A 26,064-nucleotide genomic window follows, 5' to 3' on the forward strand; every position below is an offset into this window, starting at 1 on the left:
GGATAAAAATATAAGAGATTAGGTAATGCGTTGTTTACTTGCAATAACCACTAGCACATTGTTATTAACCGGCTGTGTAACTGAAAATAGCTATAACGGTAGTAATAAGCCAGTGGTTGAGAATGCCGTTAACAATGTAGGTGCAGCCCGAACGCGCATTGCCCTAGCACTACAATACTTAAATACCGGTAATAACTCGCAAGCTAAGTATAATCTAGAGCGTGCATCCGAGTTTGCGCCTAATTTGCCTGAGGCTCATTATTCTTTTGCTTACTACTATCAGCAAGTTGGCGAAAATGCTTTGGCGGATGAATCGTATCAAAAAGCCATAAAAATTAATCCAAATGATCCTAATACTCGCAACAACTATGGGGTCTTTTTATGCGGAATTAACGAGTATGACCGCGCTACCGACCAATTTTTCAAAGCCATAGCAATACCAAGTTATATTCGCGTCGCAGAAAGCTATGAAAACTTAGCCCTATGCGCAATTGAATTTAATGACTTTGAAAATGCAGAAAGCTATTTGCAATCAGCAATTAAGCACAGCCCACAACGCGCATCGAGCATTATTAATTTAGCCGCACTATATTATGCAAAAAGTGATTTACATAAAGCCGAAGGATTAATAAAACGTTACGAAAGCACTGGCAAAGTATCGTCACGCTCATTACTGCTTGAGTATTTAATTGACCAACGCATGGGTCACGTTGAAAATGCAGAGATTACTGCCGCGATTATTCTACGAACCTACCCGACCTCAAACGAAGCAAACATTATTCGTGAACAAAAAGCTAAGCGCTCTGAGTTTGAACGATTAAGAGAACAATACCGTAAAGCCCAACTAGATAAGCTACAAGCAAAAAGCCCAGAGGGGGTCATTAGCTCAGAGCCGAAAATTCGCATTACAAAAAGGAAAAAAGCGAATAAATCAACTAACACAACTGAGGTTCAAGAAAAAAAAAATAATCCAGAACCAATAATAACGTCAGAAACGGCTTCAACTAAAGATGACGCGCTCGTTGTCGATAAAAATCAGCCTGTTGACACCAGTACTATTATGGCAACACTTTCGGCGCTTGAAGCTGCGGGGCAATCAGCACAAAAGCAATTAGTTAATACCCAAGGCACAAATGCTCCCGTATCAACGACGTCTCAAACCTCTGCAACTAAGACCATGCACCCCAAAAATGGGGGGGGAATCATTTCGTTTGGCACGTCAAGTACAACCCCAGCTACCGCTACTAATATTAATAGCTCAACCCAATCGAATCCAGTGCCCATGTTAAACCCACAGCTTGCACAAATTAAAGTGCCGTACCACATCATACAAGACGGTGAAAACCTGTTTAGGATTTCAGTGCGATACAATGTTAAACTACAAAAATTATTGCAATGGAATGGTCTAAAAGAACCGGATCTTATTAATAGTGGCACCAAACTATTCCTTAACGATCCGCATATTTTTCACAAAATCAATGAAGGCGATACTCTATCTAGTATTGCCACACAGCGTCGCTTATTAATAGATGAATTAATGCGATGGAATAAATTAAGCCCCGACGACTCTTTACAAGCGGGGCATAGACTATTACTAGTGGACCCTGACTCATACGCATTATGAATGAAGATAATACCGAATCAACCGAGCAAACACTTGGCCAAACGCTAAAGAAAAGCCGAGAAAATGCAGGGGTCAGCCTCGAAACGCTGGCTAAAAAACTAAAACTATCGGTGCAAAAATTACAGCATCTTGAAAATGATGAGTATCACTTATTAGGCCCTGCCACATTTATTAAAGGGTACGTTAAAAGTTACTGCCGTGAATTCAAATTAGACACAGCAGCTGTGTTGGCACTTTTTATTGAACCTGCTGCGCCTGTTACCAAAGGTAATATGCAAAGCTTTTCAAAGCGCACAGAAAAAGAAGCGCATGATAGCCGTTTAATGTTAGTAAGTTACGCAATTTTAGCACTTGTTATTGGCTCGTCAGCTTTATGGTGGTGGCAAAACTCAACCCCAATTGCTGATACTGTAGTGAACTCAACTATCGGGTTAATTGCAGAGAAACCACCAGAAGCAGACAATAAGAATCAACCCGAGCCAGCATCGCCATTGGAAAATAGCGAGCCAGAGGGCAATGAGCGTGTACTACAAGATGAGCCAACAATAAGTGAACTTGGTCAAACTGAAGAAAGTCAAAACTTAGCTACAGCAGCACCTTCGCCAGCAGCCTCTACACCTGCTTTATCCGCACCAAGCGATAACGACAGCGAAATTGTCATGCACTTTGATAAAGAAAGTTGGGTTGAAATTTACGATGGCGAAGGTGAACGTATTGCTTTTGGTGTTAAAAAGCCTGGCTACGTAATGACCGTAACTGGTTTACCCCCCTTTTCTATAGTACTTGGAAAGCATCAAGTTGTTGATGTTACCTTAAATGGCGAAACAGTTGATTTATCAGCATTTCCAGAAAATCGTTTAGCCAAGTTTAATTTACCGTTAGTAGAGTCGTAAACATGTTTTCAGAATCTCCAATTAAACGTAGAAAATCAACCCGTATCAATGTCGGTGATGTACCGATTGGTGACGGCGCACCCATTGCCGTGCAATCCATGACCAATACAGACACGCTTGATGTCGATGCCACCGTTGCGCAAATTCAAGCCATTCAAGACGCAGGCGCTGATATTGTCCGTGTGTCTGTGCCGACTATGGACGCCGCTGAAGCCTTTAAAACCATTAAAGAACAAGTCACGATTCCATTGGTTGCTGATATTCATTTTGATTACCGAATTGCCTTAAAGGTGGCGAAATACGGCGCAGATTGCCTGCGTATCAACCCAGGTAATATTGGCAGTGAAGAGCGCATTCGCGCCGTTGTAGACTCAGCTCGTGAGCATAACATTCCAATTCGTATTGGTGTTAACGGCGGTTCATTAGAGCGTGATTTACAAGAAAAGTACGGCGAACCAACCCCTGAAGCATTACTGGAATCAGCGATGCGCCATGTTAATATTTTACGTCGTTTAGACTTTGACCAATTCAAAATATCAGTAAAAGCATCTGACGTATTCTTAGCTGTCGGTGCCTATCGCTTACTTGCCAAAGAAATTGATCAACCACTGCATTTAGGTATTACAGAAGCTGGCGGCATGCGCTCAGGCTCAGTTAAATCTGCAGTTGGCTTAGGTATGCTCCTTGCTGAGGGCATTGGCGATACGCTACGAGTATCGCTTGCTGCCGATCCAGTACAAGAAATAAAAGTAGGCTTTGATATTTTAAAGTCACTGCGTATTCGCTCTCGCGGCATTAATTTTATTGCCTGCCCAAGCTGCTCGCGTCAAGAATTTGATGTCGTAAGTACCATGAATGCACTTGAGGAGCGTTTGGAAGATATTATCGAACCGGTTTCTGTATCGGTAATTGGTTGCGTGGTAAATGGACCAGGTGAAGCATTAGTGAGTGATATCGGTCTTGCTGGTGCAAATCGTCGTTCAGGACTTTACATTAATGGCGAACGCCAAAAAGCCCGTATTGATAACAACAATATTGTTGAACAACTCGAAGGCTACGTGCGCGACTTTATCGCTAAAAAAGAACAAGAAACACCCATCGATATAAAAATCGTCGAATAAATGCAATATACACGACAAACAAGGCCGTTTGCCGTTTACCTTTAAGGTCAGCGCGCTATAATAGCGGGTCAATTTTTTAGTTTTCTTGTGGTAGCAGCGTGCTGCGCAAATACAGTTTTAGGATTTATCAGTGGCAAAACAAATTCAGGCAATACGTGGAATGAACGATTGTCTGCCGGGCGATACCCAAGTTTGGCAGAAAGTAGAAGACACCTTACGCGACACAGTATCATCATTCGGTTATCAAGAAATTCGTTTTCCCATTGTAGAATCAACCGATCTTTTTAAACGCTCTATTGGTGAAGTAACTGATATTGTTGAAAAAGAAATGTACACTTTTGCCGATAATAACGGCGACAGTTTAACCCTTCGCCCTGAAGGCACAGCCGTCTGTGTGCGAGCGGGTAATCAAAATGGTTTACTGTATAACCAAGAACAACGCCTATGGTATATGGGCCCAATGTTTCGTCACGAACGCCCACAAAAAGGTCGCTACCGTCAGTTTCATCAATTTGGTTTAGAAACATTTGGTATTGCCAGCGCCGATATAGACGCTGAAATTATTTTATTAACTGCGCAATTATGGCGTCAATTTGGCATTAGCGAACATGTACGCCTAGAGTTAAACTCACTAGGTTCAAATGAAGCACGCGCTGATTATCGCAATGCCTTAACTGCTTACCTAGAACAACACGTAGACGTGCTTGATGAAGACTCAAAGCGTCGTATGCATAGCAACCCACTGCGCGTTTTAGACAGTAAAAACCCAGATGTGCAAGCTATTTTAGTTGATGCGCCAAAGTTATCTGAACATTTAGATGCTGAATCAAAAGAACATTTTGCAAATTTATGTGAACGTTTAGACGCAGCTGGCGTCATATACACGGTTAATGAACGACTCGTACGTGGCCTTGACTACTATAACCGCACTGTATTTGAGTGGGTTACTGATAGCTTAGGCGCGCAAGGTACAGTGTGTGCCGGTGGCCGTTATGATGGTTTAGTTGAGCAGCTGGGTGGAAAATCATCTCCCGCTGTTGGCTTTGCTATGGGCCTTGAACGTTTAGTGTTACTGTTACAAGCCTTAGAATGTGTAGGTGACATTCGCCGCAGCAGCGATGTATATTTCGCTGCGATGGGTGATAAAGCGAGTATTCAAGCCCCAATTATTGCAGCTAAACTACGCGCTGATGTGCCAGGACTTCGTATTATAGTGCATGCTGGCGGTGGTAATTTTAAGAAACAATTAAAACGCGCAGATAAAAGCGATGCATTAGTAGCATTGATTATCGGCGAAGATGAATTAGAACAAGGCGTTGTGACCGTTAAATATTTACGCGAGCGTAAAGAACAGGTCACATTAGAATTAGAACAAGTTAAAACGCTTTTAGCTGAGCTTGTGTAAAGCTAACAAGTATTAAGAGGTAAGCATGGATATTTATTCAACAGAAGAACAGCAAGCAGAAGCAATTAAACGCTTTTTTAAAGAAAATGGCGTATCACTGGCTTTAGGTATCGTACTTGGTTTAGGCGGTTTATATGGCTGGAAAGTCTATAATGAGCACCAAATAACAACCTCAGAAAGCGCATCTGATGCGTACAGTAAGCTTGTAGAAAGCGGTGATGTGCTCACTAAATCAGAGCAATTTATTGCCGACAATAAAGACTCTAGTTACAGTGTTCTTGCTGCCTTTGTAGCCGCAAAAGAAGCCGTTGATGCTACAAACCTTGATGCTGCTAATGAAAAGCTTAGCTGGATCATCGAAAATACACAAAGCTCTGAACTTAAAGCGACTGCGGCGACTCGTTTGGCTCGTGTGCAAAATGCTCAACAGCAATATGACCAAGCCTTAACCACCTTAAATACAGAATTTCCTGAAGCATTTACTGCTGCGGCTGCTGAAATTAAAGGTGATATTTACACTGCACAAAACAAGCAGAGTGAAGCACTTGGCGCTTATCAAGCAGCGGCTGATGCCGGTGGTCTTGAAGGCAACCCATTATTGCAAATCAAACTTGATGACTTAGCCGTAACTAGTCCATCTGCATAAGGGGTTTTCATGAAAAAATTAACAGCTGCAACGCTTGCGTTATGTGTAGCCACTTTAATGGGCTGCTCATCAAGCGATGACGAAGAAGAACTAGTACTACCCGAAATTGTTAATCAATTTGAAACCGACGTAGTATGGCAAGAATCGATTGGCGATGGTGTTGAACATTACTTTTCACGCTTAACACCAGCGGTATATCAAGAAACCGTGTATGTTGCCAATCGTGATGGCAAAGTAGAGGCACTTTCTTTAACCAATGGCGATACACTTTGGGAAACTGATGTGCGCGAAAACCTTGCTTTTTGGCCTTGGGAAACTGACGAAAGCGCTAAACTTTCAGGTGGTATTTTACAAGCGTACGGTAAGTTATTTGTCGGCTCTGAGCATGGTTATTTAACCGCTATCGACCGTGAAACGGGTGAAATTTTATGGCGTAAAAGTGTACCAGGTGAAATACTGGCAAAACCTGCCGCAGGTGACGGCCTGATTTTCGTTAATTTAGCTTCTGGTAAGCTACTTGCCTTACACCCAGATGAAGGTGAAGAACGCTGGGCCCACGAACAAGAAGTACCGCCACTGACTTTACGTGGTCAAAGTACACCCACTGTTGCTAATGGTGGTGTATTGGTTGGCCTTGAAACAGGCAAGCTTAGCGTACTTATTTCAGATAGTGGTTATTCAGCCTGGAGTGCAGAAATTGCGACACCTAAAGGCGCATCAGAGTTTGAGCGTTTAGTTGATGTAGACACACAACCGTTGATCAATGGCCCTTATGCTTATGCAATTGCCTACAATGGTAACTTAGCCGCAGTTGATATTCGTTCAGGCAATGTTGTTTGGAAACGTGAATACAGTAGCTACCGTGAAATCACCATAGATGGACAAACAATTTATGTAGTAGATAGTAATGGCGTAGTTTATGCTCTTGATAAAGACTCAGGCATTGAACGCTGGAGCCAACCAGCACTACGTGGCTGGTACTTAACCGGACCAACAGTAGCTGGCAAATACTTAGCAATGGGTGACCAAGAAGGCAATTTACATTGGCTAAATAAAGACTCGGGTGAACTAGTATCACGCGAAGATTTTGACAGCTCAGGCTTCTTTGTTGAACCCGTTGTTGCCAAGGACAAACTTATTTTATACACCCGAGATGGTGAAGTTAGCGCGGTTAAAATACCAGACTAACTTACTAATTTTTGTATCTTTTTTATAAGGCTTCGCTCTGCGAAGCCTTTTGTTGTTTTTTTAAGAGGTAGTTTATGCTTCCCGTGATCGCTCTAGTTGGGCGACCCAATGTGGGAAAATCCACATTATTTAACCGTTTAACACGTACTCGTGACGCCCTCGTTGCCGACTTCCCCGGCTTAACACGAGATAGAAAATATGGCCAAGCGAACTACGATGGCTATGAATTTATCGTGGTAGACACGGGCGGTATTGATGGCTCTGAAGAAGGTATTGAAATGGAAATGGCCGATCAATCGTTACTCGCGATTGAAGAAGCCGATATCGTATTATTTTTAGTTGATGCCCGTATCGGTATGACCGTTGCTGATCAAGCGATAGCTAACCATTTACGTAAGCAGCAAAAAAAATGCTTCGTGGTTGCCAATAAAACCGATGGTATCGATGCCGACTCTAACTGTGCTGAGTTTTATCAACTGTCTTTAGGTGAAGTGCACCATATTGCCGCCGCCCATGGCCGTGGCATTACCTTGCTACTTGAAAAAACTCTACAGCCGGTAATTTCTGACCTTGCTGCATTACACGACGACGGTAAAGATGATGACGAAGAGCTCATTGACTTATACGCCGATGACGACGAAACCGAGCAACAAGCCTTTGCAGATAAACCAGTTAAGCTTGCCATTATCGGCCGCCCTAACGTTGGTAAATCAACACTGACTAACCGTATACTCGGTGAAGATCGTGTAATCGTATACGATATGCCAGGCACTACTCGTGACTCTGTTTACATCCCGATGACCCGAAAAGATAAAGAATATATTTTAATCGACACTGCGGGTGTACGTAAACGTAAAAAAGTAAGCGATACCGTTGAAAAGTTTTCAGTAATCAAAACCTTGCAAGCTATTGAAGATTGTAACGTGGTACTGTTAGTAGTTGATGCTCGCGATGGTATTTCTGATCAAGACTTAAGCTTACTAGGCTTTGCGCTTAACTCTGGCCGCTCATTAGTGGTTGCAGTTAATAAGTGGGATGGTCTTGACGACCACGTAAAAGATCGTATCAAGTCTGAACTTGATCGCCGCCTAGGCTTTATTGATTTTGCTCGTTTACACTTTATCTCAGCTTTACATGGCACTGGCGTTGGTCATTTATTTGAGTCAGTTGATGAAGCGTATGAATCAGCGACAAAACGTATTAGCACCGCTATGTTGCGCCGCATTATGGACATGGCACAAGCCGATCATCAGCCGCCACTTGTACGTGGTCGCCGTGTTAAGCTTAAATATGCCCATGCCGGTGGTTATAACCCACCACGTATTGTGATCCACGGTAACCAAGTACATGACTTACCAGATAGTTACAAACGTTACCTAATGAATTACTACCGTAAAGCCTTAAAAATTATGGGTACGCCGATCAAAATTGAATTTAGAGAAGGTGATAACCCATTTGCTGGGCGCACTAACAAAGTAACACTTTCACAAAAACGTAAAATTCGTGCGTTTAGTAAAGAAAATCGCAATAAATCGTAAGACTGTTGTAAGCTTTAAAAAATGGTGTGCTTATTAAGCATGCCATTTTTTTTCGCTATATTTTTATTGTTGTGCTTTATTTATAAGCTGGACAATCAAAAAGAGAACAATAAATGGAGTTTGTCAGTCAGGTGATCTATGTGGATAACGTTGAAGAAACCTTAGACTTTTATTATCAAGCATTTGGGCTAACTACTTATAGCCTCAGTGATGACGTTGAATTTGGCGAGCTAAACACAGGCACTATAAAATTAGCGTTTGTTACCCACCCTGTAGCACAAGCACAATTTAAGCAAGGATATATTCGCTCACATCCTAAACAACCCGCTTTAGGCTTTGAACTGCGCTTTAGTTGTACTAATTTAAGTGAAAGCTACGATAAAGCCATCTTGGCGGGTGCAGAGCCATTACATTCACCGACTCAAAAAGATAACCAATACTATGCATACGTACGTGCTACTGAAGGTACTTTAATTTGTTTAGTGCAAGCTTAAAGTAACTATTGTATTCATTGAAATAGCATCAAAGTTTAACCAAGTAGACATATTAACAACACCTTTTCGTCATCTTTAATCCTTATTCTGGCGGTAATTTAAATAAGGAGAAAACAGCATGAATACGCTACTACTAACACTTTTATTATTAAGCCCAAATCAAGCATCGTTAACCGAGCAAGTACAACTGGAATTAACACATAACCTTAAAACTCTACATCAAGAAAATAAAATCGCTTTAAAAAAGCAACTTAAGCTTACCCTTGATAATACAGAATTAGCGCTGCCTATAGCCATGAATCCTGAAGTGATTGTTAAAAACCAAGCAACTGATAACATAAAGCAACTTAACCAAGACTAAGTTGCTACTTTCACTAATAGAACGAGATTAACGCTAATTCAACTAAGTTTTCAGTGTTATTAGGGTTATCTAAACTTTAATTCTCAGCGAGTGCCTTTTCAATCAAGGGTACTAGTGGTGCTGGTAAAGTAATATGCCCCGCCAGTACAAAGTCGTGCGCTTGTGCTGACATTTTTTGCCAAGTGCGGCGAAGAATACCTATCCATTTTTGTTCATCATAATCAGGCTTAGTTTGCGCAAATGCCAACATGTAGTGCTCAATAAACACCAAGCTTGCAATATCTTCAACTAATTGGCTATCTGGGTTACGTTTTATTTGCTGTTTAGCAACTGCGGCATAGACTCGGTCTTGATCTTTTTGCGTACAACCTGCTTGCTGCATTAGTTCAACAACAGTACTGGCATGAAAAATATAAAGCGCACTGCGCCATTGATGATAACCTTGCTTATTCATGGGGAAATCACTTCGCGGTGAACACCAGCGTTTAATGTGCTGCGCTCGAACTGCTATATGCATTAACTCGTCGGCATCAGGCTGAAAACGATTGAGCATATCTGTCATCCGCTCTGAGTATAAGCGCTCTTTAGGCCAGTCTTTATTGTTATGCTGCTGTTGGTTTGGATCTTGGCTGTTTGCCTCATCAATTAATGCGATTACGTGTTGCAACATCGGTGACTCGTTATTGTTATTTAACTAATAGCTCTATTCTAATCAGCAAGTTGCTAATTAGCTAGAAGGAAAATAAGGCAAAAATGATTTTGCTATATTTATCCAGCACAACAGGATAGTTTTTATTATTGAGCTGTTTTGTCAGTATCATTTTCAAATATTTTTAACTTACCAAAAAAATGAAAGAAATTTACTTCTCATCCTGTCTAACTACATGAGAGTAATACTAACAGAAGAAATTCATATGTGTTCATCCCCTAAATCAAGTCGAGCAGTTAGTGCTAGTAAACCAATAAAAGCGTTTGGAGAAGATCTTTCTAAAGAGCAACGGTTGCACTTTACAGAAGTAGCTAACCGTGCCGATGAGCGACGCAAAAAAAGGGTTGAGGAAAAACGTCGCTGGGAGCAAAAACATAATACCGGTAGAAACAAACAGCAACAAACTTCCGTTTGGCAATGGCTAAACAATTTTTTTGCTTCTCTTGCTACTAGATAGATTATTACCTGAGTCAAGATAGTAGGTTTGAGTTTCCTGGAAAATATTTTATTTCAATCTGATATTTGCGCATTTTTGAGCGTAGTGTGTTGGGGTTTATATTGAGTAAACTAGCAGCTCCCCCTTCACCACTTATTTTTCCATTGGTGACCTTGAGTGCATTATTTATCGAAGAGACAATGGTTTTTTCTAGAGGCTCGATTGATACGTTTTTATCGAGCTTATTTTCATGATTGTTATTTTCAGCAGGGATGGAAGGTGCCGTCACTTTAAAGCTGGGACCAAGAGATGCTTCAATATCTAACTGCTTTCCTTGACCGAGTATTGCAGCTCGTTCCATAACAACTTGCAGCTCACGCACATTCCCCGGCCAATGATAAGCTTGGAGCATAGTAGCTTGATGTGAAGTTGGAGGAATATAAGGTAGCCCTAACTTCTTTGCTGCACGTTCAGAAAAATGATTTGCTAAAGCGGAAATATCTTGTTTTCTTTCTCTCAATGAAGGTAAGTAAATTGGAAAAACATTGATTCGGTACCATAAATCTTCACGAAATAATTTTTCATTGACCATGTCCGAAAGGTTTCTATGTGTGGCAGCTATTATTCTCACATTAACGTTTATTTCACGTTCACCACCCACTCTATTAAGTGTCCCTTCTTGCAATACTCTTAGTAATCGTGTTTGAGCAGCTAATGACAGCTCACCAATCTCATCCAGAAATAATGTGCCGCCGTCAGCACGTTCGAACCAACCTAGCTTAACACCGGCTGCCCCCGTGAAACTGCCTTTTTCATGTCCAAATAATTCTGAATCAATTAAATCAGGCGAAATAGCACCACAGTTTACTCTGATAAATGCTTTGTCTGCTCGAGGGGACTGCTCATGAATGGCTCTGGCAACGACTTCTTTACCTGAGCCTGTTTCACCTCGAATCAAAGCTGTTAAATCAGATGGAGCCACGATATTCACTTGCTCCATAGTTTGAGCTAACCCATGTGATGAGCCAATTATTTGATTGTCCATATTATCCTTGCCCATTTTGGATAACAGATCTTGGCATTGTGATTGCACAACTTTAGTCGCTTGTAGTAATTTTTGATGCTGTAAGTAATTGTTGGCAGCAACTGAAAAAATAGGGAGCAACCCAGGAATATAATCAAAAGCAAATGTAACTTGCTCTCGACGATAAATAAATGCAAGTAGTATTTGTTGATCTGCTGCGCAACTTAATTTACTTAATATCACACAATGTTGCTGATCTTGTTGCAGTGGTAATACACGTGTTACCTGAGAGCGAAATCGTTCGTCAGCAAACCACTGTTGAATCTCTCCATGCAATAAACTGAGTTCAACATTTTTGCTTTGTGAGAATGAACTTGCTAAAAAACGAATTTTTTCAGGTTGCTGTTGCCACCTTACCACCCCAATTTCATTCATAGAAAATTCTCTTTTAAGGAAGGGGAGCAACTCTTCGAGTAATTTAGGCAACTCCGGTGTTTCTGCAACTTTTCGCCAAAAAATGGCGAGCAATTCGGACGTTAATATCATGTAAATGGCCTGTACTTACTAAATAAGACGAATCTATCACAATAAACCAACAATTGATGATATATAAAAACCAATACTTATATCAATTTAATATATACAAAAAAATCAAAACCTTACCTTTGGCTCGAAATTTGATGTAGCTCACTAGTCATGTATATATTTTTTACTTTTAATTAGGAGAGGGAATGAAAACGACTACATTGATAGTGCCTGGTTATCGCGGCAGCGGACCTCAACATTGGCAAAGCTGGCTTGAAAGCCGGATCGAAGATAGTCATCGTGTAACAGGGATTGACTGGGATTCACCAGAACTGCTGAAATGGGCTGAAGTATTAAGCGCAGAAATAGCAAAAACAACAGGAAAAGTTTGGATCGTCGCCCATAGCTTTGGCTGCCTTGCAAGTGCTGTTGCGATACAAGATTGGAAACATAAAATTGCCGGCGTGTTGTTTGTCGCACCTGCTACACCACGACGTTTTACTTTAGCGGGGCCAATACAGGAAGGTGTTCCCGGAAATGAAATAAATATATCTGCATCTATTCCTTATCAAAATCTGGATACATTTGGTGTGCTTGTTGCGAGCCGAGATGATCCGTGGATGCCTTTTGAAGAAGCACAAAGTTGGGCTAATAACTGGGGTCTTGCAACCTATGACGCCGGATTTAGCGGCCATATTAATGAAGCGTCAGGTCATGGAGCATGGCCTGACGGAGAAGAGTTACTTAATGCGATATTTTTCGCTACTGGAAACAAAAAAGAAAGCGAGTTTACACTTCCATTTTTAAAGAGTCGAGTTTCATAAGTTTTGTGCTTTTTTAAAAATAGCAAAAACTCCATTCTGCTCGAAATAACTAAAGAATAGAGTCTGTCTGAGGTGAGAGATTAGACCGTTTAAGAAACAGCGTTGTAAAAAGCCGAGATATATAAAATCTCGGCTTAAACTCACATTATAATATTTATATTTAATTTAAAAATGTTTAACGCGCTAAAGCTTGTGCAAGATCAGCGATTAAATCGTCAGGATCTTCCACTCCTATACTCAACCTAATCAGATTATCATTAACCCCAGAAGCTAACCTGCTTTCAACATCCATTGCAGCATGAGTCGTGCTGGCAGGGTGACAGGCTAGGCTTTCTAAATCACCTAAACTAACAGCTTGAGTAAACAGCTTTAAATGGTCTAAAAAACGTGCTACTCGGCTAAATCCTCCCTCCAGTTCAATGCTCACCATCCCGCCAAAGGCATTTATTGTTTCCCTCAAAACTTGATAGCCTTGATCCTCTAAGCGACCAGGATAATAGATTTTTACAACATTTGGGTGTGCCGCAAGAAAAGCAGCAACTTTAGCAGCGCCCGCAATATGTGCATCCATTCTAAGTGCTAAAGTACGTAAACCACGCTGAAGTAAATAGGCTTCCTGTGGCCCAATAGCAGCTCCTATATGCTTAAGTGCTATGGTGCGAATTGGCTGCATTAACGCTTTACGCCCGGCGACCACACCCGCGATTAGATCACCATGACCACTTAAATATTTAGTAGCGCTGTGCATTACTATATCTATACCATGTTCCAATGGTTTGAATAAATAGGGTGTTAAAAAAGTATTATCACAAATGGTGATTGCCCCAACCCGCTCAGCTGCTAACATGACCTTACGATAATCACTGACCTTTAAAGTCGGATTAGTAATTGGTTCAAATAAAATAATTTTTGTCTCGGGGGTTATCTCTGACAATAGGTGAGCATCATCTTGATAACGACGTACTGTAATGCCCGCTCGAGTAAGCGTCTGAATTAAAAATGCTGCGGTGCCTCCATATACAGGATCAATAAATGCAACTTCATCACCTTGACTTGCCAATGAATAAAAAATACTACTGATTGCTGCCATACCACTGGCAACAACGAGTGCTTCATCTGCTCCTTCTAGCTGTGCCAATTGTTGTTCAAGTGTTTGTACGGTGGGATTGGCCATGCGACTGTAGATAAAACCAGGCTGTTCACCTGCAAAACGAGCTCGCCCATCTTCGGCACTGCCATAAGCAAAAGTGCTACTTTGATAAATAGGTGTCGTAAGGGCTCCTGTTGAGTTTTCAGCGGTATGATTGGTGTGAAGTAATTTAGTTTTGAACTGCATAATAGCTCCTAATTATAATTAAATAGCATCGGCAAATGAGGCATAATGAGCTTTCGCAACATCAGGATGTGAGCGTAAACGCCCTTTTAATACGTTTTGCCCAACTTGATTAAAGAGTGGATTTAATGGATCGCTTGCCGGCCCTTGAGCTTGGCGTGCCAAATATTCAGGCAAAGGTAACAATGGCACCGTTGCGTTCAACTGTGCCGCCATAAAAAAGGCGCAAGAGTAGCGATCAACTCCAGCTTGTGGACTAGTGACTCTGTGATAAGTCGCTTTTAAATATCCATTAGAGGCTAACTCAAGTAATTCACCTATGTTAACAACAAAAGCGCCTGCAACAGGCGGTACACTTAACCAGCCGTTGTCAGTCTGAACTTCTAAACCAGATTGCTCATCTTGCAACACTAAGGTGAGGTAGCCTGGATCCTTGTGCGCTCCAACACCTTGGGCTGAAGTATGCCTTTTACTATTTGGATAGCGAATAAGTTTCATGTGTTGGTAAGGGCTATTTCCTATCGTGGCATCAAATGCAGTTTCAGGTTGTTCTAATGCTACTGCAAGAGCTTTTAATAGCGATACACTGATAGCAGCTAAATCTTGTTGCCATCTCAATAAAATCGATTTCATCTGCGGTAAGTTTTGCGGCCATTGATTAGGCCCTTGTAACTGACACCAGATAGGTAAATCGTGACTTGGCATATGAATCGCCTCTTCTTTCATTATGTCAAATTGTTCGCGCAAATCAGGCCTACCGAGTGTTAATTCACCCTGCAAGCGGGTATAACCGCGAAAATGAGGACTATTCGTCATCTCAACTGCTAGCTTTTCAGGCATTGGTAATGCAAAGAAATCTTTTGTTAGTTGCAGTATTTGCTGTTGTCTCGCAAGCTCAATGCCATGACCAGTCAAGTAAAAAAAACCTATTTTTCTAGCTGCATCTGCAAGTTTACTAATAAAAGCCTGACGACTTCGTCCATCCCCATGCCAATCGCTTAAATTCAATACCGGTAATTGTTCCATGAATCACTCCATTTCAATATGTAATTTGAGCTGGAGTGTATTGCTTTATCGATATTTGGATAACTAACTAATAACTATTTGATATATTAAATGGTTATAATATAACTTTTAGATATATGGAGGTCCAGACCGCTAAACTTCCATATATTTGTAAACAAGGATTTGGCTATTTCGCTTATGATCAAAAATCGTTAAATAAGACAGATTCACTACATTTAATAAAACCATTGGTTATATAGGACGCTTATAAAAACACTTTTTAGAATATACATAAAAATCAACAATTTAAAAATGGCACGAATATAGCTTTAGCTATGTAAGCTATTAATAAATTAGGAATTTAACTCAATGCGAACGATACCATTTTTTACTACAAGTTTACTCTTATTTGGAATTACAGCTCCGGTACTTGCAAACTCTAACGCTTCACAAAATGAAGCGATAGCGGAAGAAATTAATGATTTACACAACAAAATTGCGGCGCTAGAAAAGCGCTCCCAATCAAGTTGGGTCGATAATTTAAAAGTGGGTGCTTTTATTCAGGCAGATGCCCGCTATTTTACTGATGACGATACCGGAACCGATACGTTTTTGATCCGCCGAGCGCGTATAGATGTACGTGGCAAAATCAATAACACCTTTAGTTTTCGTATTTTGCCGGAATTTGGTGATGGTAAAAATGGCGAATTACTAGATGCTTACCTTGACTGGAAAACCAGTGAAAGTGCAGCATTGCGTATAGGTAAGTTTAAATCATCAATCGGTTTGGAGCGTGTGCAATCAGGCTCAAGGTTATTGTTTCTTGAGCGCGGCTTAACTGACAACTTAGTGCCTAATCGTGATGCAGGGATTGCCTGGAATTATAAAACTAAAGAGCAACAAGTAACTATTGGCATCGCTAACAACGCCGGAGATCGTATCGACGCTGGCGTAGATAACGACGATACTAAAGCCGTTTATGCTCGTATTTACTGGCAGCCTGAATATTTAGGAGGTTTAGGAATAGGTATCGCGAGCAGCCTCGCTGAATCAGAACTAAACAGCAGTTTACCCACCTATAAAACCTCCAGCCGAGCTACTGTGTTTCGCTATAACAGTGATGTTCTGCGAGATGGTAAGGAAACTCGTGTAGCTCCCCATTTTACTTATTACAACGGTCAGTTTGGCGCATTTGGTGAGTATGTTGCATCTTCATTGGAGCTGACCAATAGTCAGAACCAGCAAGTTGACATTACCAACACCGCTTGGCAAGTCGTCGCCAGTTGGATCGTCAGCGGTGAGCAGAACAGCTGGGGTGGGGTGAAACCTGCATCAGATAGTGGAGCTTGGGAAGTGGTTGCTCGTCTGGCTGAGCTGAATATAGATGAGGATGTTTTCATAGCTCACGCCGATGCAGCACGTTCCGTCAGCAATATTCGGTCCGCCACTGTGGGGGTGAACTGGCATGTCAATAACAATGTGAAAGTATTAGTAAACTATGAAATCAGTGATTTTGATAATGGAAAATCTGTAAGCCTAGATCGCCTTGATGAAAAACTGCTTTCTGCACGCCTGCAATTAACCTTTTAATACATTAATTTATAACGGAGAAGTAAAAATGAGAAAACTACTAAGTATTGTGGCACTCGCTAGCAGTGTATTATTAACACCTATAGCTTTAGCTGAAACAAAAACATTATTGAATGTGTCTTATGACCCGACCCGTGAATTCTATAAAGAATATAACGAGGAATTTGCCACTTACTATAAAGCTCGTACTGGTATTGATGTACAGGTGCGTCAGTCTCACGGAGGGGCTGGCAAACAAGCCCGCGCAGTGATCGACGGTTTGCAGGCTGATGTGCTAACTCTGGCACTGGCTTATGATATTGACGCCATATCGGAACGCGCGGGGCTATTTGATAAGAACTGGCAAAAGCGCTTACCTTATGGCAGTGCTCCTTACACCTCTACCATTGTATTTTTGGTACGCAAGGGCAACCCTAAAAATATTAGTGATTGGGATGACTTGGTAAAACCTGGTATAGAGGTAATTACCCCAAATCCGAAAACCTCTGGCGGTGCTCGCTGGAACTATCTAGCGGCTTGGGCTTATGCCGAACAGCGCTACGGCAGTGAAGAAAAGACCAGTGAGTTTGTCAGCAAATTATATCGCAATGTACCTGTGTTGGATTCGGGAGCCAGAGGTTCAACCAATACCTTTGTGCGTAATGGTATTGGTGATGTGTTATTAGCTTGGGAAAACGAAGCGCTGCTCGCCACAACTAAGCTTAGTGATGCTGCTGAATTTGAAATTGTAGTACCGTCACTGAGTATTCTCGCCCGTCCTCCGGTTACTCTTGCGGATAAGCATGCTAAAAATCATAACGTTGAAGAAGAAGCTAAGGCTTATCTGGAATATCTATACAGCCCTGTAGCTCAGCGTTTGGCAGCTAAACACTTTTACCGTCCAGTGCATCCTGAATTCGCTGATCAGAAAGATTTACAGCGCTTCCCTGATGTAACCCTGTTTACCGTTGATGATGTATTTGGGGGCTGGCAACAAGCTCAAAAGAAGCACTTCAATGATGGCGGCGTGTTTGACAAAATTTATCAGCCAGGGCGTTAATTATGTCTTTGAGCAAGTTGAAAACTTACTCGGTGTTACCAGGCTTTTCATTAAGCTTGGGATATACCCTTTTTTATCTAGGGCTGATAGTGCTGCTGCCAATAAGTGCGTTGGTGGTAAAAACGATGAGTCTGAGTTGGAGCGAGTTTTGGAGCGTGATTACCGATGCCAGAGTAGTCGCCTCATATAAATTAACATTCGGAACAGCGTTATTCGCAGCAAGTGTGAACCTCGTATTTGGATCATTAGTCGCATGGGTATTGGTGCGATACCAATTTAAAGGCAAGCGGATTGTGGACGCCCTGATTGACTTACCTTTTGCACTGCCAACGGCGGTAGCGGGTATTGCCCTGGTCGCCATTTATGGGCCTAACGGACCTATAGGGTCAGTGTTACTGGAATGGGGAATAAAAGTGGCATATACCCCTATTGGTATTACCCTAGCGTTGATTTTTATTGGCTTTCCCTTTGTAGTTCGTACGGTGCAGCCAATTTTGGAGGACTTTGAACAAGAACTTGAAGAAGCCTCAGCAGCGCTAGGCGCAGGCCGCTGGTATACCATTCGTCGGGTGATATTACCGCACTTGTTCCCATCAATGTTGACCGGCTTTGCCCTGGCATTTGCACGAGGCGTTGGCGAATATGGTTCGGTAATTTTCATCGCTGGAAATATTCCAATGGTGTCTGAGATCACCCCCCTACTGATCATCACCAAACTGGAACAATATGATTATGCTGGTGCCACGGCTATTGCCTGTGCCATGCTGTTATTCTCGTTGTTGATGTTACTGGTGATCAATGGTTTGCAAGGTTGGCTTGAGCGCAGAGAAAAACAATTTGATGGAGTAATGGCCTGATGATTATAGCAACCAAAAAGTGGTTTGAAGATCGACCAACAATGACGGTTTATCAGCCTGCGGTAACCGAAAAAACATGGGTTAGAAGGACATTATTGACGCTCGCACTGACATTTATAGTTGCTTGTTTAATTTTACCGTTATTAATGGTGCTTTACGAAGCGCTTCGCTCTGGCTGGGATGTATACCTTGCGTCAATCACTGAACCAGATGCTCTTGCGGCTATTCGTCTGACATTACTAGTTGCGGCGATCTCGGTGCCACTTAACTTAGTATTTGGCGTGATGGCTTCATGGGCAATAGCTAAATTTGACTTTTTCGGTAAACGTTTCTTATTAACACTAATCGATTTGCCGTTTTCTGTCAGTCCCGTTATTGCTGGCTTAGTGTTTGTATTGCTATTTGGTGCAGGCGGATGGTTTGGTGACGAAGTTACGGCTATGGGCTGGCAAATCGTTTTTGCCGTACCAGGGATTGTGTTGGCCACACTATTTGTCACCTTTCCATTTGTCGCAAGGGAATTGATCCCACTGATGCAAAGCCAAGGTACAGATGAAGAGGAAGCTGCCAGAGTGTTAGGGGCATCTGGCTGGACTATCTTCAAAAAAGTAACCTTACCAAATATTAAATGGGGTTTGCTGTACGGAGTCATTTTATGTAACGCCCGTGCTATGGGCGACTTTGGTGCTGTTTCTGTGGTATCTGGGCATATTCGTGGGGTAACAAATACCCTGCCATTACATGTTGAGGTAGTTTACAACGAGTATCAATTTACAGCGGCATTTTCCTGTGCATCGTTATTGGCGTTTTTAGCCATTATTACCCTGATTATAAAAGAAGTTTTGCACCGTAACCTACAGAATCAACGAGTGAAATCATGAGTATTGAAGTAAATAATTTATTTAAACATTTTGGTAATTTTACAGCTTTGAATGATGTTAGTATTACCTTTCCAAGCGGTTCATTAGTGGCTTTATTGGGGCCATCTGGTTGTGGTAAAACCAGCCTACTGCGTGTTATTGCAGGGTTAGAGCAAGCCGATGCTGGCGAAGTGTTAATTAACGGTAAGAATACAGCTGGGCAGGATATTCGCTCTCGACAAGTAGGATTTGTTTTTCAGCATTACGCATTATTCAAACATATGTCGGTATTTGAAAATGTCGCGTTTGGACTTAAAGCAAAGCCGCGAGGTGATCGTCCAACTGATGACGAAATTAACCTTAAAGTCATGCATCTGCTAGAGCTTGTGCAACTAGAGTGGTTGGCGGATCGCTATCCCGCACAATTATCGGGCGGTCAACGTCAGCGGGTTGCATTAGCCCGAGCCTTAGCAATTGAACCAAATGTGTTGTTATTAGATGAGCCTTTTGGGGCGCTGGATGCCAAAGTACGCAAGGAGTTGCGCCGCTGGTTACGCCGTTTGCACGATGAGCTGCATATCACCAGCTTATTTGTTACACATGACCAAGAAGAAGCGCTGGAGGTCGCTGATCAAATCGTAGTAATGAACAAAGGGAAGATTGAGCAAATTGGTACCGCGCAGCAAATCTATGAACAACCCGCCAGTGAATTTGTTTATCAATTTATTGGTACAACGAATAAATTGCCTGCATCGTTGCAATCGTCAGAAGAAGACAAAAAAACGTTAACACACTATTGCCGTCCCCATCAATTTAGCGTTTATAACGAAGAGCAACCTCATACCCAAACAGCAACATTATTACGTTCATTATTAATTGGGGGGACTGCACGGTTAGACGTTGTGCTAGAGGATAAAACAGATATAGAAATTGAATTGTCACGAGCAGACTTTCTTGCGCTAGAATTACGTGACGGACAAAATATTTGGTTCAAAGCTAATCAAGTGACTCAATTTTAAGCCAGTAAATTAGTATAGCAGTGGCTAGCCACTGCTATGTTTTATGCCAAGGTTAAAGGCCAAAATAGATATAAAATGGATACTGTAGCTGTGCCAATGAATAAATTCATTGGCAGGCCAATTTTTAGAAAGTCATTAAATTTATAGTTACCAGGCCCCAATACCATCAAATTAGTCTGATAACCTAGCGGAGTTGCAAAGCTTGCTGATGCCGCCATCATAATGGCAAAAATATAAGGTTCAGCATTTAACGCTGCTTTATCTGTGATTTCAATAATAATTGGTAAAATTAAAACTGCGGCGGCATTGTTGGTAATGACTTCAGTCAGTATTGAAACGGTCACATAGGTCAAAATTAATAACAACAGTGCATTGCCCGCGCTAATATTTACAATATTATCAGCAATAAAACTGGCGACACCGGTCTTTTGCAGTGCAAGACCTAATGAAAAAGAGGCGGCTATGGTCAATATGACTGTCAAATCGAGGCTTTTTTCTGCCTGCTTAACCGATAAACACCCCATTGCTAGCATAAGTCCCGCACCAACTAACGCCGCATTTAACATTGAGGTGATACCAAATGCAGCAGATAATACGGCGCACACTAATATTCCCCATGATAAATTGGCTTTTTCATGATTAGGCTGCTCGTGATCTAAAACATTCACAAGGAGAAAGTCTTTGTTATACTTTTGCCTTGATATAAATGCTGGTCTTGCTTCAAGTAGTAATGTATCGCCCGCTTGGATTTTTATGCCTCCTAAGTTAGACTTTAAACGTTCGCCATTTCTTGCAACCGCAAGTACGACTGCGCCATACCTATTTCTAAACTTTGAATCTCTAATCGCGCTTCCCAATGCTTCACAATGCGGTGACACGACGACTTCAACTAATGTGCGCCCTGATTTTTTTTCATCTAATGAAGATTTATCCTGATTTAAAGGCGCCTCAATACCATTGATTTTTAATAGATCTGTGATGGCTTCAGTCTGTCCTGCAAATACTAGCCTGTCGTTTCCATAGAGTATTTCATCGGATGAAACTGCGCTAAGAGTTGTATTATCCCTTTCAATTTCAACTAAATAAATTCGTTTTAAATTTCTAAGTCCAGCTTCTGCAATTGACTTCCCAACCAAAGGACCATTATTGGAAATACACACTTCCAGAGTAAATTCTCTGAGATCTGAAAACGGCTTACTCTCACGCTTATTTGGTAACAAGAAGGGAGAAATAAAGTAAATAAACACCATTCCCAAGATTGCAATAGGTAAACCAATAAGGGTTATATCAAACAGTCCGAATCCTGGGTTACCAGTAATGCTTTGATACTGACCATTTACTACCAAATTAGTGCTTGTTCCAATAAGGGTAATTGTTCCTCCCAGTATCGCAGTATAGCTAAGCGGTATTAATAGCCTCGAAGGAGCTAAATCATTTTTCTTTGACCACGCCATTATTGCGGGGATCATGGTGGCAACAACAGGTGTGTTATTTAGGAACGCACTCAATGGCACCACTGGAATGAAAATCCTAAGCAGTGCTGCACGTAAGTTTTTGGGCGAACCTAATAGTTTATTAACTAAAATATCTATCCCACCTGAATGGTGTATTCCAGCAGCGACCACAAACATTGCTGCAACAGTTATCAACCCTGAGTTACTAAACCCAGCTAATGCCTCACTGGTTGTTAAAATACCACTCACACTGAGTATTGTCAGTGCTGCCAGCATCACAACATGAGGCGCGATTTTCGTTCTGATCAACGTTAGAAGCACTAAGAGTGTTAAGCCTAAAGTAAGCCATCCGGAAAAACTCATACTTGATTGTTCCAATTATAATTTATCCCACTAGATTAGCATTTATTTGATATTCCAAAAAAGATATATTCAAATGAAAGGTATAACAAAAGGGAATATAGATATAGAAAATAATTTAGCTGGGAATAAACTTTCATTATTAGGCTCGATGAGCATTAAATAATTGTAGTTGTGTTTAAGCTTTTCATACTTTATGACAACCCCCTCTGACGTGGAAAAACAAATGAAGGTTATTACGAACAATATCTCAGTGTTTTTAATGCCGTAGGTGGTGTCTGTAGCTTTTAGCGTCGAGAGACTCGATCTGAACGCTATCATCATACGTATTATCACCTCTACTAATAAATTAAACTACCAGATACATTACATAGATACGACATTCCATATCACTGTTAAGATTAATCCCAGCACCTTGCCTAGGTATATGTATTGGGAAATTAAATTATACCTACCGCATGCTATTCAGTTTCATACCAATTAGTTAAAAACACTTCCTTTAAAATAAATTGCACGGTAATCACCGAGCTGTCTAATTGGTTCGGTGTTTACCTTACGAAGCTTACTGACCATAAATAGTCACCACTACAGCGCCGCCTAAACCAATATTATGCTGTAGCGCAAATTTTGCGCCTGTTACTTGGCGTTTACCGGCCTCACCTCGCAAATGCCAACATAATTCAGCACATTGCGCTAACCCTGTTGCCCCAATGGGATGGCCTTTCGACATCAGCCCCCCTGAGGGACCAACCACAAATTTACCGCCGTAGGTATTATCATTTTTTTCAACTAACTCTATTGCTGCGCCTTCTGCACACAGACCTAAGGCTTCATAATTAATTATTTCGTTAGGCGTAAAGCAGTCATGTAATTCAATAACATCTATCTCTTGTGGGCCAATACCCGCACTATTATATGCTTTATTCGCAGCGCGCTTAGTCATATCAGCACCCACTGAAGAAATTGGATCTTGCCATGACACTTGCGTGTCTGTCGTCATGGTTTGAGCTAGGATCTTCACGCCATGCGATAGGCCATTTCGTTTGGCAAACGCTTCGCTACAAATAATCGCAGCTGCCGCTCCACAGGTTGGTGGGCAAGCCATAGTACGCGTTAAGTAGTTATCAAAAATAACTTTATCATTGAGTACATCAGCCATTGTTAATGGGGTATTAAACAACGAGTACGGATTATTGACAGCGTGAGAGCGAGATTTCACAGCCACTTTGGCAAATAAGCTCGCATCTACATGATATTTTTCCATATAATGACGCCCCGCACTGCCAAATGCCCTTAAAGCGATAGGCCCTTGTGGTACATTAAATTGCTCATAAACAGGCTCAACGCGATCAAATGGGCTTTCTCTATCTTGCCAATGTGACACTAACGCCCCCGGTTGCATTTCTTCAAAACCGAATGCAAGTGCACATTCAACTTCACCAGACAACACAGCTTGCCTTGCTAAATATAGCGCTGATGAACCACTTGAACAATTGTTATGAACGTTGACGATTGCTATACCACTTTGAATAACATCATAAAAAGCATGCTGTCCAGATGTACTATCACCATAAATATAAGCTGCGAATGCTTGCTCGATTTGTTTGGCGGTAATACCTGCATCTTTCACTGCCATTTTAATCGCATTAGCAGCCATGACACGATAAGGCTGATGCTGACCTGGCTTTTGAAACTTGGTCATGCCTACACCTGCAACAATTACATGGCTCATATTTATTCACTTTTATTATTGTTAGTTATTAGCAGTGTACTACTAAAAGAGAGAATATCGAGCGCTTTAAATTTAGCAATATTAAAATATAAACATAACAAGTAAGCAGCAAAAGATGACTGGTGCGAAACAGCCATTTTTCATTCCAGCGTTGAAATATAAAATTTAAAAATAGCGTTTTAGCTTTTATATAATGCTGGTTAATTCAACAGTCATAATTCTGCAATTAAAATAGCGGATAATTTCTATCCGATTTAACTGATGATGAAAAGACGTTCCGCTGAAATGACAGTTTCTCAAGTGCATTTAAATTTTGCACTGCCTTCTTTTGAAGGCCCATTTTCTACTGCTATGGCTCATAATACCATTTATGACGGCTTACCTATTGCTGCGGATGAAAATCATAATATTCAGTTTATTTGCGAGTTGCCTGATGATGTAAATGAAGGAGATGTTATTTCGTTAAGCGCAACAAATATCACGGCCAGAAATGCGCGCTATTTTGTGCAACACACAGTAACTCAAGGTGATCTCGAAGCAGGGATAGCACCACTCGCTTTTCAGCACATTAGTCATAGTGATAAGTATATACTGCAATTAATGTTGCATGGGTTACATGACACTCTCAAAGACAGTATTGAGTTTGATGCCTTTATTGAAGCGTATGGATCTGGTTATCAACAACATGATACGAGTCAGCAAGGTGCGATGCTCAGTAAAGAGCAATCTTTTAAACAGTTTATCGTAAGTTGCAGCAGCTCATTTTTATCATTTTTTTAATCTGCAAAGCTAATTTTTCCCATAGTGACATAAGGAATACCTTGCTCTGCATTACCAAAACGGCTTTGTCCTCCAGCAAGGCACTCGTTAGCTAAAATAGCAAATAAAACGGCCTCTTTAGCATCAGGGTCAATTCCCAGTGCCTGGGTATTTTTAACCTCACTTAATGGTGGGCATAAAGATAAAATATGCTCCATTAGTAATGGGTTATGAATACCTCCACCACTTGCATATACTGCAATATCAAAAAGTTGTTCGCTACATTGGTTAATTGCTTTTGCAATCATCAACGCGGAAAAACGATTAAGTGTTGCCATAACATCATAATGACTAATATCAAGGGTGTTGCTGATAGCTTGTGCGTTGGTTAAGTAAGCAAGATTGAATACCTCTGGCCCCGTGGTTTTTGGAAAAGCTAAATCAAAAAATGCGTCATTACAAAGCACTTCAAGTAACGAAGTATTAATAACACCTTGCTTGGCAATCAGGCTGTCTTTGTCGTAATGCAATGGTGCAAAATGCGTTTGCACATAAGCATCCATAATCGTATTGCCTGGGCCAATATCAGAGCTAAATACTGCATTCGTATCCGCTGATTTTGGTAAAAAGGTTAAATTAGCAATACCACCCATATTTAATAAAATACGATTTTCTTGATGGCTGGTAAAGAATAAGTAATCACCATATACCGCAAGCGGCGCGCCTTCACCACCGGCTGCAATGTGTTTTTGTCGAAAATCGCCAATCGTCGTAATGCCGGTCGTTACAGCTAAATGATCACTATCGCCAATTTGCAACGTGCCATGGTTAAAATCATCATGTTGATGCTGGCTTTTTGGACAGTGATAAATAGTTTGTCCATGGCTTGCTATTACATCAATATCCTCGGCGGGTACTTGCCATTTAGCTAAGCACTGCTTGACCATAGTGCCATGCAATTTACCGATCCACGGGTTAAGTAAGGTCACCAGCTCTAAGTCGCATTCACGTTTAGCAAACACCTGTTTTATTTTTTGTTTATAGTCATCATCATAGTCAACTGTATCAAAAGCTAAAACGTCTATTTTGGTTTGCATTCCTTGCCCTGAGACTTTGCACAATGCCACATCTAAGCCATCCAGCGACGTACCACTCATTAAACCAATGATCAATTTATGAGATTTTTTAGCGCTTTGATAAAGCTTAGCGATGTGTGGATGCATACGGTGTTACCTCTTGGACGCTGAGAAATTAAATTACACGACAGG

General features: G+C 41.3%; 24 protein-coding genes. 17 read left to right on the top strand and 7 right to left on the bottom strand.

Annotation, left to right across the window (positions count from 1 at the left end):
• Positions 1-25 precede the first annotated feature (25 nt).
• The 9 genes from pilW (at position 26) to ACT3S9_RS16450 (ending at position 9,270) form a co-directional block, all read left to right on the top strand.
• Positions 26-1,624 (top strand): type IV pilus biogenesis/stability protein PilW, encoded by a 1,599-nt coding sequence (gene pilW / locus ACT3S9_RS16410; protein ID WP_441835765.1) that lies wholly within the window; start codon positions 26-28, stop codon positions 1,622-1,624.
• Complete coding sequence (locus tag ACT3S9_RS16415; protein ID WP_441835764.1) at positions 1,621-2,517, top strand: RodZ domain-containing protein; 897 nt, start codon at positions 1,621-1,623, stop codon at positions 2,515-2,517. Before pilW ends, ACT3S9_RS16415 begins: the two co-directional genes overlap by 4 nt.
• 2 nt (positions 2,518-2,519) lie before the next feature.
• Positions 2,520-3,638: a flavodoxin-dependent (E)-4-hydroxy-3-methylbut-2-enyl-diphosphate synthase gene (ispG, locus tag ACT3S9_RS16420; protein ID WP_441835763.1), complete on the top strand. Its 1,119-nt coding sequence runs from the start codon at positions 2,520-2,522 to the stop codon at positions 3,636-3,638.
• Positions 3,639-3,768: 130 nt separating this feature from the next.
• Positions 3,769-5,043 carry a histidine--tRNA ligase gene (gene hisS, locus ACT3S9_RS16425; RefSeq protein WP_441835762.1) on the top strand — a complete coding sequence of 425 codons (1,275 nt, stop codon included), beginning with the start codon at positions 3,769-3,771 and terminating at the stop codon, positions 5,041-5,043.
• A 25-nt stretch (positions 5,044-5,068) separates the two neighbouring features.
• Positions 5,069-5,689, top strand: a complete 621-nt coding sequence (locus ACT3S9_RS16430) for a YfgM family protein (protein WP_441835761.1) — start codon at positions 5,069-5,071, stop codon at positions 5,687-5,689.
• Between the two features lie 9 nt (positions 5,690-5,698).
• A complete protein-coding gene (bamB, locus tag ACT3S9_RS16435) occupies positions 5,699-6,877 on the top strand; it encodes an outer membrane protein assembly factor BamB (protein ID WP_441835760.1) in 1,179 nt (392 codons plus the stop codon).
• Between the two features lie 74 nt (positions 6,878-6,951).
• Positions 6,952-8,415, top strand: coding sequence for a ribosome biogenesis GTPase Der (gene der, locus ACT3S9_RS16440; protein WP_441993015.1), 1,464 nt, complete (start codon positions 6,952-6,954; stop codon positions 8,413-8,415).
• Between the two features lie 113 nt (positions 8,416-8,528).
• Positions 8,529-8,909 (top strand): VOC family protein, encoded by a 381-nt coding sequence (locus ACT3S9_RS16445; protein WP_441993014.1) that lies wholly within the window; start codon positions 8,529-8,531, stop codon positions 8,907-8,909.
• Between the two features lie 118 nt (positions 8,910-9,027).
• On the top strand, positions 9,028-9,270 hold the full coding sequence (locus ACT3S9_RS16450) for a hypothetical protein (protein WP_441994533.1): 243 nt from the start codon (positions 9,028-9,030) through the stop codon (positions 9,268-9,270).
• Positions 9,271-9,346: 76 nt separating this feature from the next.
• Here the strand turns inward: ACT3S9_RS16450 and ACT3S9_RS16455 are convergent, their stop codons facing one another.
• A complete protein-coding gene (locus tag ACT3S9_RS16455) occupies positions 9,347-9,940 on the bottom strand; it encodes a DUF4202 domain-containing protein (protein WP_441994532.1) in 594 nt (197 codons plus the stop codon).
• 214 nt (positions 9,941-10,154) lie between these two features.
• Here ACT3S9_RS16455 and ACT3S9_RS16460 point away from each other — a divergent pair, with 214 nt between their 5' ends.
• Positions 10,155-10,436 (top strand): hypothetical protein, encoded by a 282-nt coding sequence (locus tag ACT3S9_RS16460; protein ID WP_444751121.1) that lies wholly within the window; start codon positions 10,155-10,157, stop codon positions 10,434-10,436.
• A gap of 13 nt (positions 10,437-10,449) precedes the next feature.
• Here ACT3S9_RS16460 and ACT3S9_RS16465 read toward each other — a convergent pair whose 3' ends face one another.
• On the bottom strand, positions 10,450-11,874 hold the full coding sequence (locus tag ACT3S9_RS16465; RefSeq protein WP_444751122.1) for a sigma-54 interaction domain-containing protein: 1,425 nt from the start codon (positions 11,872-11,874) through the stop codon (positions 10,450-10,452).
• Between the two features lie 296 nt (positions 11,875-12,170).
• On the opposite strand from ACT3S9_RS16465, the gene ACT3S9_RS16470 reads away from it, so the two are divergent.
• Entirely contained in the window at positions 12,171-12,788 is a 618-nt protein-coding gene (locus ACT3S9_RS16470) for an RBBP9/YdeN family alpha/beta hydrolase (protein WP_301562817.1), read from the top strand.
• A 175-nt stretch (positions 12,789-12,963) separates the two neighbouring features.
• Here ACT3S9_RS16470 and ACT3S9_RS16475 read toward each other — a convergent pair whose 3' ends face one another.
• Both ACT3S9_RS16475 and ACT3S9_RS16480 read right to left on the bottom strand, forming a co-directional pair.
• The gene (locus ACT3S9_RS16475) at positions 12,964-14,124 is read right to left on the bottom strand and encodes a trans-sulfuration enzyme family protein (RefSeq protein ID WP_301562816.1); all 1,161 of its coding nucleotides are present in this window, start codon (positions 14,122-14,124) and stop codon (positions 12,964-12,966) included.
• A gap of 18 nt (positions 14,125-14,142) precedes the next feature.
• Positions 14,143-15,147, bottom strand: coding sequence for an isopenicillin N synthase family dioxygenase (locus ACT3S9_RS16480; RefSeq protein WP_301562815.1), 1,005 nt, complete (start codon positions 15,145-15,147; stop codon positions 14,143-14,145).
• 348 nt (positions 15,148-15,495) lie between these two features.
• Between ACT3S9_RS16480 and ACT3S9_RS16485 the strand changes: the two genes are divergently transcribed.
• From ACT3S9_RS16485 to ACT3S9_RS16505, 5 genes are read left to right on the top strand one after another with little or no spacing between them, the layout of a single operon-like run.
• The gene (locus tag ACT3S9_RS16485; protein WP_301562814.1) at positions 15,496-16,716 is read left to right on the top strand and encodes an OprO/OprP family phosphate-selective porin; all 1,221 of its coding nucleotides are present in this window, start codon (positions 15,496-15,498) and stop codon (positions 16,714-16,716) included.
• A 28-nt stretch (positions 16,717-16,744) separates the two neighbouring features.
• Positions 16,745-17,755 carry a sulfate ABC transporter substrate-binding protein gene (locus tag ACT3S9_RS16490; protein ID WP_301562813.1) on the top strand — a complete coding sequence of 337 codons (1,011 nt, stop codon included), beginning with the start codon at positions 16,745-16,747 and terminating at the stop codon, positions 17,753-17,755.
• A gap of 2 nt (positions 17,756-17,757) precedes the next feature.
• Positions 17,758-18,612: a sulfate ABC transporter permease subunit CysT gene (gene cysT / locus ACT3S9_RS16495; RefSeq protein WP_301562812.1), complete on the top strand. Its 855-nt coding sequence runs from the start codon at positions 17,758-17,760 to the stop codon at positions 18,610-18,612.
• 41 nt (positions 18,613-18,653) lie between these two features.
• Positions 18,654-19,493, top strand: coding sequence for a sulfate ABC transporter permease subunit CysW (cysW, locus tag ACT3S9_RS16500; protein WP_225736702.1), 840 nt, complete (start codon positions 18,654-18,656; stop codon positions 19,491-19,493).
• Entirely contained in the window at positions 19,490-20,491 is a 1,002-nt protein-coding gene (locus tag ACT3S9_RS16505; protein ID WP_192542451.1) for a sulfate/molybdate ABC transporter ATP-binding protein, read from the top strand. The genes cysW and ACT3S9_RS16505 overlap by 4 nt, the downstream gene beginning before the upstream one ends.
• A 41-nt stretch (positions 20,492-20,532) precedes the next feature.
• On the opposite strand, the gene ACT3S9_RS16510 is transcribed toward ACT3S9_RS16505, so the two are convergent.
• On the bottom strand, positions 20,533-22,323 hold the full coding sequence (locus tag ACT3S9_RS16510) for an SLC13 family permease (RefSeq protein ID WP_441992813.1): 1,791 nt from the start codon (positions 22,321-22,323) through the stop codon (positions 20,533-20,535).
• A gap of 544 nt (positions 22,324-22,867) precedes the next feature.
• Positions 22,868-24,037, bottom strand: coding sequence for a lipid-transfer protein (locus ACT3S9_RS16515; protein ID WP_441992814.1), 1,170 nt, complete (start codon positions 24,035-24,037; stop codon positions 22,868-22,870).
• A gap of 264 nt (positions 24,038-24,301) precedes the next feature.
• On the opposite strand from ACT3S9_RS16515, the gene ACT3S9_RS16520 reads away from it, so the two are divergent.
• Positions 24,302-24,817: a hypothetical protein gene (locus ACT3S9_RS16520; protein ID WP_444751123.1), complete on the top strand. Its 516-nt coding sequence runs from the start codon at positions 24,302-24,304 to the stop codon at positions 24,815-24,817.
• Here ACT3S9_RS16520 and ACT3S9_RS16525 read toward each other — a convergent pair.
• Entirely contained in the window at positions 24,814-26,019 is a 1,206-nt protein-coding gene (locus ACT3S9_RS16525; RefSeq protein WP_192542455.1) for an anhydro-N-acetylmuramic acid kinase, read from the bottom strand. The two genes, ACT3S9_RS16520 and ACT3S9_RS16525, sit on opposite strands and share 4 nt — an antisense overlap.
• Positions 26,020-26,064: the final 45 nt, after the last annotated feature.

The organism is Pseudoalteromonas sp. AOP31-A2-14, from assembly GCF_052378035.1.
Classification (GTDB): domain Bacteria; phylum Pseudomonadota; class Gammaproteobacteria; order Enterobacterales; family Alteromonadaceae; genus Pseudoalteromonas.

Excerpts from the sequence above, each read along its gene's own strand:
- pilW (WP_441835765.1), top strand. The coding sequence starts at position 26 with ATGCGTTGTTTACTTGCAATAACCACTAGCACATTGTTATTAACCGGC.
- ACT3S9_RS16415 (WP_441835764.1), top strand. The coding sequence starts at position 1,621 with ATGAATGAAGATAATACCGAATCAACCGAGCAAACACTTGGCCAAACG.
- ispG (WP_441835763.1), top strand. The coding sequence starts at position 2,520 with ATGTTTTCAGAATCTCCAATTAAACGTAGAAAATCAACCCGTATCAAT.
- ACT3S9_RS16430 (WP_441835761.1), top strand. The coding sequence starts at position 5,069 with ATGGATATTTATTCAACAGAAGAACAGCAAGCAGAAGCAATTAAACGC.
- bamB (WP_441835760.1), top strand. The coding sequence starts at position 5,699 with ATGAAAAAATTAACAGCTGCAACGCTTGCGTTATGTGTAGCCACTTTA.
- der (WP_441993015.1), top strand. The coding sequence starts at position 6,952 with ATGCTTCCCGTGATCGCTCTAGTTGGGCGACCCAATGTGGGAAAATCC.
- ACT3S9_RS16445 (WP_441993014.1), top strand. The coding sequence starts at position 8,529 with ATGGAGTTTGTCAGTCAGGTGATCTATGTGGATAACGTTGAAGAAACC.
- ACT3S9_RS16450 (WP_441994533.1), top strand. The coding sequence starts at position 9,028 with ATGAATACGCTACTACTAACACTTTTATTATTAAGCCCAAATCAAGCA.
- ACT3S9_RS16455 (WP_441994532.1), bottom strand. The coding sequence starts at position 9,940 with ATGTTGCAACACGTAATCGCATTAATTGATGAGGCAAACAGCCAAGAT.
- ACT3S9_RS16460 (WP_444751121.1), top strand. The coding sequence starts at position 10,155 with ATGAGAGTAATACTAACAGAAGAAATTCATATGTGTTCATCCCCTAAA.
- ACT3S9_RS16465 (WP_444751122.1), bottom strand. The coding sequence starts at position 11,874 with ATGAATGAAATTGGGGTGGTAAGGTGGCAACAGCAACCTGAAAAAATT.
- ACT3S9_RS16470 (WP_301562817.1), top strand. The coding sequence starts at position 12,171 with ATGAAAACGACTACATTGATAGTGCCTGGTTATCGCGGCAGCGGACCT.
- ACT3S9_RS16475 (WP_301562816.1), bottom strand. The coding sequence starts at position 14,124 with ATGCAGTTCAAAACTAAATTACTTCACACCAATCATACCGCTGAAAAC.
- ACT3S9_RS16480 (WP_301562815.1), bottom strand. The coding sequence starts at position 15,147 with ATGGAACAATTACCGGTATTGAATTTAAGCGATTGGCATGGGGATGGA.
- ACT3S9_RS16485 (WP_301562814.1), top strand. The coding sequence starts at position 15,496 with ATGCGAACGATACCATTTTTTACTACAAGTTTACTCTTATTTGGAATT.
- ACT3S9_RS16490 (WP_301562813.1), top strand. The coding sequence starts at position 16,745 with ATGAGAAAACTACTAAGTATTGTGGCACTCGCTAGCAGTGTATTATTA.
- cysT (WP_301562812.1), top strand. The coding sequence starts at position 17,758 with ATGTCTTTGAGCAAGTTGAAAACTTACTCGGTGTTACCAGGCTTTTCA.
- cysW (WP_225736702.1), top strand. The coding sequence starts at position 18,654 with ATGACGGTTTATCAGCCTGCGGTAACCGAAAAAACATGGGTTAGAAGG.
- ACT3S9_RS16505 (WP_192542451.1), top strand. The coding sequence starts at position 19,490 with ATGAGTATTGAAGTAAATAATTTATTTAAACATTTTGGTAATTTTACA.
- ACT3S9_RS16515 (WP_441992814.1), bottom strand. The coding sequence starts at position 24,037 with ATGAGCCATGTAATTGTTGCAGGTGTAGGCATGACCAAGTTTCAAAAG.
- ACT3S9_RS16520 (WP_444751123.1), top strand. The coding sequence starts at position 24,302 with ATGAAAAGACGTTCCGCTGAAATGACAGTTTCTCAAGTGCATTTAAAT.
- ACT3S9_RS16525 (WP_192542455.1), bottom strand. The coding sequence starts at position 26,019 with ATGCATCCACACATCGCTAAGCTTTATCAAAGCGCTAAAAAATCTCAT.